This is a genomic window from Acrocarpospora sp. B8E8 (assembly GCF_039871605.1).
Lineage (GTDB): Bacteria > Actinomycetota > Actinomycetes > Streptosporangiales > Streptosporangiaceae > Acrocarpospora > Acrocarpospora macrocephala.
The window spans coordinates 1-4,927 of record NZ_JBDPLV010000160.1 but is presented as its reverse complement, the minus strand read 5'-3'; the positions used below and the strand labels follow the sequence as shown (position 1 = coordinate 4,927).

Sequence of the window (4,927 nt, the reverse complement as noted above, 5' to 3'; positions counted from 1 at the left end):
TCCCTGTACACCCCGCACACGCGGGTCAAGCAGATCATCCAGGAACGGGCCGATCGCCGACGGACCAGACTGCCGGTCCAGGACTCCAGCCCCACCGGGCGGAGAGCGAATTATCCGATCCGAGCAGTAATGCTCAACGAATAGGAAGCAGAGTCATGAGCTATACGGGAGACGTTGTCCAGGGCGGGCCCGCCGCTGTGCGGGAGCTGGACAGGCTGACCATAGCCAAGATCGAAGTGGGGGGGTTCGGGAACAACGTGTACCTGCTGCGGTGTAAGGAGACCGGCGACGGGCTGCTCATCGACGCCGCCGCCGAGCCCGATCGTATTCTCGACCTGATCGGGAAGATGCCGATCAGCTCGATCGTCACCACGCACCAGCATCAGGATCACTGGCAGGCGCTGGCCGCGGTGGCGAAGGCGACCGGCGCGACGCCGATCGCGCATCCGCTGGACGCGCCGGCGCTGCCGGTCCGCTCCCGCGAGGTGGAGCACGGGGACCGGATCGCCATCGGCGTGCTCAGCCTGGAGGTGGTGCACCTGCGCGGGCACACGCCGGGATCGATCGCGATCTACTACCCCGGCCACATCTTCACCGGCGACTCGCTGTTCCCCGGCGGGGTGGGCAACACCCAGAAGGACCCGCAGCGTTTCGACCAGCTCTACACCGACGTGGTGGAGCGCGTCTTCGATCGTTTCCCGGATGAGACCTGGGTCTACCCCGGCCACGGCAAGGACACCACACTCGGCGCCGAACGCCCGGCCCTGCCGGAATGGCGCGCCCGAGGCTGGTGACCTCAGGTTTGGCGATCTCGCGTTAGGCGATCTCGCGTTTGGCGACCTCGGGTTGGGCAATCTTCTGGCGCCGGGGCGGTGAGAACCACCGCCTGCGTGAACGGCGCCGGATAGCGGCGAGCGGTCGGCAACCTGCTCATTCTGGAGGCGCTACTAGGTTGGCGGTCTCAGTCGAGGCTGGGTCGGGGAGGCGGCATCGGGGTGCCGAAAGAGCGGAGGATTCGGTCGGCCGCGGCGGACGGGTCGTCGGCGCTTTCCACGATGTCGCCCCACGACCAGCAGTAGAACCAGCCGTCGGCGGCGTCCACGCATTCCACCGTCTCGGCGGCAGAACCAGAAACGATCACCCTGAGTGAGGTGGGATTTGTGTGCAATGCCACCTTTATCCCCCTGAGCTCGAGCTCTCTGGCCAGCTTGCCGAGAAGGTAGGTCTGGGACTGCTCACGGGGCGTAGCGGTCATGCCTCCATTGAACGTCAAGCCCGCCAGCGGGAAAAGGGGCCCGAATCGTGCGGACCCCGTTCCCTCAGATGGAGCTCCGCTCCTTGCGCTGGGAGCGCTTGAACATCAGCACCCGCAGCGGGATGGCCGACACGATGGCGATCTGCATGATCGCGCCCACCTGGATGAGCTCGTCGCCACCGGCAAGCCCGGCCGCCCAGATGGTCAGGCAGGCCACGTTGATCATCATCCAGCCGAGCACCAAGGCCGCCAGGTTGCCCTTCGGCTTGGGATACTCGACCCGGCTGACCATCAGCCAGGCCACCGCGAAGATGCCCCCGATCGTCCACACCGTCGGCTGGAACAGCAGCACGATCGACACCACGGTCATCGCGCCCATCGGGATGGGCAACCCCATGAAGTCGCCGCTCTTGGTCTTCACGCAGGCGAACCTGGCCAGCCGGATCACCCCGGCGAGCAGCACCGATCCGGCCGCGGCCAGGACCAGCCAGAGCGGCAGCCGTTCGGCGAAACCACCCCAGATGACCACCATGAACGCGGGCGCGAAGCCGAAGCTGATCACGTCGGCCAGGTTGTCCAGCTCGGCGCCCATCGCGGACGCGCGGAAACGGCGGGCCACCAGGCCGTCGAACAGGTCGCAGGTGGCGCCGATGAGCAGCAGCACCACGGCGGTGCCGAAAAAGCGGGGATCGGGCTCGAACTTGCCGTCCACCTTGAGCTGGTCGATCGCCGAGTAGGCGAGCACGACCACGGACAGGAAGCCGGACAGGGCGTTGCCGAGCGAGAGCGAGTCGGCGGCGGAGAGCCGGAACGCCTTGCCCACCGGGCCGCGCGGCTCCTCGGTCTCCTCGATCGAGGTGTCGATGGAGGCTTCGATCGGGGCGTCGATGGACCAGCCCGCCGTGCCCCTCGCCCCGAGATCAGGCGCGGTCAATGCGGGTCACCCCCGCCACCGTCTTGTCGCCCACGGTGACCGCGGGCTGGATCCCCTCCGGCAGGTAGACATCGACCCGCGAACCCAGCCGGATGAGCCCGACTCGGTCCCCCTGGGCGACTTTCGCCCCCACCGGGACGTACGGAATGATCCGGCGCGCCACCGCGCCCGCGATCTGCACCATCTCGATGTCGCCGAGCGGGGTGTCGAAATGCCACACCACCCGCTCGTTCTTGTCGCTGTCCTTGTTGAACGCCGGCGTGAACCCGCCGGAGACATGCTCGACCGAGGTCACCGTTCCGGCGGCCGGGGCACGGTTGACGTGCACGTTCACCGGGCTCATGAAGATCGCCACCCGGGTCCGGCCGTCCTGGAGCGGGTCGATGCTCTGCACCACGCCGTCGGCGGGCGAGAGCAGCCGCCCGAAGCCGGGCCTGCGCTCCGGGTCGCGGAAGAACCAGAGCATGCCGCCGGTGAGCGCGGCCAGCGGCACCGCCGCGAACGCCCACTTGGCGGACCTCCGGGTGAGGATGGCTGTGACGGCCGCCGCCGCGGCGGTCGGAGCCAGCCACGGGGACACCCCGCGCGCCAGCCGGAGCGCGCGAGGACTAACAGAATCGTTCGACACTGGGAGCCTTTGTACTCTTTTGCGACTAGGGACCGTAATGTGACTTAACTACCTATGTTACCGATCCCACCGTCTTTACACGGCCACAACGAGACAAGCAAAGCGCCTCCCCGGTCGTTGCGCTAGTGCTGCTCCGCTTCGGCCGGGGCGGCGATGGCGTCCCTGCGGGACTTCATCAGGCTCAGCAGGGTGGTCACGACCATGGTCACGATAATGACACCCAGCGAGACCGAAATGGGAATCTCCGGCGCCCACGAGACCGTGTCGTGCATCGCTTCGAGGACGAGTTTGACTCCGATGAAGGCGAGAATGAACGACAGGCCGTAGCTGATGTAGACCAGCCGCTGCAGCAGGCCGCCGAGCAGGAAGTACAGCTGGCGCAGGCCCATCAGGGCGAACGCGTTGGCGGTGAAGACGATGAAGGCGTCCTGGGTGAGGCCGAAGATCGCGGGGATGGAGTCCAGCGCGAACAGCAGGTCGGTGGTGCCGATGGCGATCATCACGATGAGCATCGGGGTGACCATGCGCCTGCCGTCGATCTTGACGATCGTCTTGGAGCCGACGAAGTCCGGGGTGGTGCGGAACCAGCGGCGGGCGGAGCGGAGCAGGATGTTCTCGGCGAAGTCGTCCTCGTGCTTGCCGTGGTCGCGGATCAGGGTGTACGCGGTGTAGATCAGGAAGACGCCGAACACGTAGAACAGCCAGTGGAACTGGTTGAGGGCGGCGGCGCCGATCGCGATGAAGATGCCGCGCATCACCAGGGCGATCAGGATGCCGATCAGCAGAACCTTGTGCTGATACTCCCTCGGCACCGCGAATCTCGACATGATGATGAAGAAGATGAACAGGTTGTCGACACTGAGGCTGTATTCGGTGAGATAGCCCGCGAAGAACTCGCCGGATTCCGTCGGCCCCGCGAAGATCAGCAGTCCGATGCCGAAGAGCACGGCCAGCGCGACGTAGAAGCCGACCCAGAATCCCGCCTGGCGGAACGAGAACTCCTTCGCCTCGCCGCGGTCCACGATCCACAGGTCGAAGGCGATCACGATCAACAGGCCGATGATGACGGCGGCCCAACCCCAGGCAGGAATGTTCACAGCAGTAGCCCCTCCGGCGCGCGACAATACACACTGCCGGAGGTCTCTCCCGCCCGCCAGGCACATATCGATCATGCCCAGACAGACCGACAGCCCCGGGCTCTAAAGCCGTGATGACGGGACTGTCACGAAGGGATACTCCCCCCCAACGGTCTCAGTATAGGGATCCCATAGAACCTGACCTACCGTTGGGGCCCTGTTCTTCTTGGAATCACCTTGGGGAACCCTTTGCTCACGCGTTTAATTCCCGGGCTCGCCCGGTGCGGCGTCCCGGGCATAGGCCCGCAACACCGCCTGAACCGCGTCCGCCTCGGTGGGCAGCCGCCGCCCCCGCTCCGCCGCCGCTTTCCCCAGCTTTTCCGCCAGCCCCGGCTCGCTGAGCACCCGTACGACCGCGTCCCGGATCGCCTTCCCATCCCCCGGCGGCACCAGCAACCCCGCGTCGCCCACCATGCCGGGAATTCCCCCCACCCGGGTCCCGACGATCGGCACCCCCGCCCGCAACGCCTCCTGCACCGTCAGCGGCTGCCCCTCCCACCAGCTCGGCACCACGTAAACCGCCGCGACCCTCAAAAGATCCCCCACATCCCCCCGCTCCCCCAGCAACCGAACCGGCAGCCCTCCCGCCGCGATCCGCTCCTCCAGTTCCCCCCGCAACGGCCCTTCTCCGGCAACGACGAAGACCACTTTCTCCGGGTACGCCCCTGACGCCGCCTCCAGCAACACCTCCAACCCCTTCTGCTGGGCCAGCCGTGCCACCGTCAGAACGACAGCCCCCTCCCCCAGCTCCTCCCGGACTTCCGCCGCACCCCGCCCGCTCTCCCGGATCTCAGGCGCGGGCACCACAGCCGCCCCCACCCACCGAGCCCCCAACTCCCGCATCCGCTCCCCCAGATCAGGCGAAACCACCAACACCCGATCCGCCCGCCGAGCCACAACCCTCTCCAGCACCCCATAAACCGCCCCCACGACTCCCCCAGCCGTCAAAGCGTTATGCAGCGTCACCACAAGCC

General features: G+C 66.9%; 6 protein-coding genes. 1 reads left to right on the top strand and 5 read right to left on the bottom strand.

What is annotated here, in order from left to right; all coding sequences use genetic code 11:
- The first annotated feature begins 155 nt into the window (after positions 1-155).
- Positions 156-794 (top strand): MBL fold metallo-hydrolase, encoded by a 639-nt coding sequence (locus tag ABGB08_RS54160; protein ID WP_347608288.1) that lies wholly within the window; start codon positions 156-158, stop codon positions 792-794.
- A gap of 167 nt (positions 795-961) precedes the next feature.
- Here the strand turns inward: ABGB08_RS54160 and ABGB08_RS54155 are convergent, their stop codons facing one another.
- The 5 genes from ABGB08_RS54155 to ABGB08_RS54135 form a co-directional block, all read right to left on the bottom strand.
- A complete protein-coding gene (locus tag ABGB08_RS54155; RefSeq protein WP_347608285.1) occupies positions 962-1,255 on the bottom strand; it encodes a hypothetical protein in 294 nt (97 codons plus the stop codon).
- Positions 1,256-1,319: 64 nt separating this feature from the next.
- Positions 1,320-2,189: a CDP-diacylglycerol--serine O-phosphatidyltransferase gene (gene pssA, locus ABGB08_RS54150; RefSeq protein WP_347608282.1), complete on the bottom strand. Its 870-nt coding sequence runs from the start codon at positions 2,187-2,189 to the stop codon at positions 1,320-1,322.
- Positions 2,176-2,817 carry a phosphatidylserine decarboxylase gene (locus ABGB08_RS54145; protein ID WP_347608279.1) on the bottom strand — a complete coding sequence of 214 codons (642 nt, stop codon included), beginning with the start codon at positions 2,815-2,817 and terminating at the stop codon, positions 2,176-2,178. The genes pssA and ABGB08_RS54145 overlap by 14 nt, the downstream gene beginning before the upstream one ends.
- A gap of 122 nt (positions 2,818-2,939) precedes the next feature.
- Positions 2,940-3,914, bottom strand: a complete 975-nt coding sequence (locus tag ABGB08_RS54140) for a TerC family protein (protein ID WP_347608276.1) — start codon at positions 3,912-3,914, stop codon at positions 2,940-2,942.
- A 240-nt stretch (positions 3,915-4,154) separates the two neighbouring features.
- Positions 4,155-4,927: glycosyltransferase family 4 protein (locus tag ABGB08_RS54135; RefSeq protein ID WP_347608273.1), on the bottom strand; the 773-nt coding region annotated here is incomplete at its 5' end.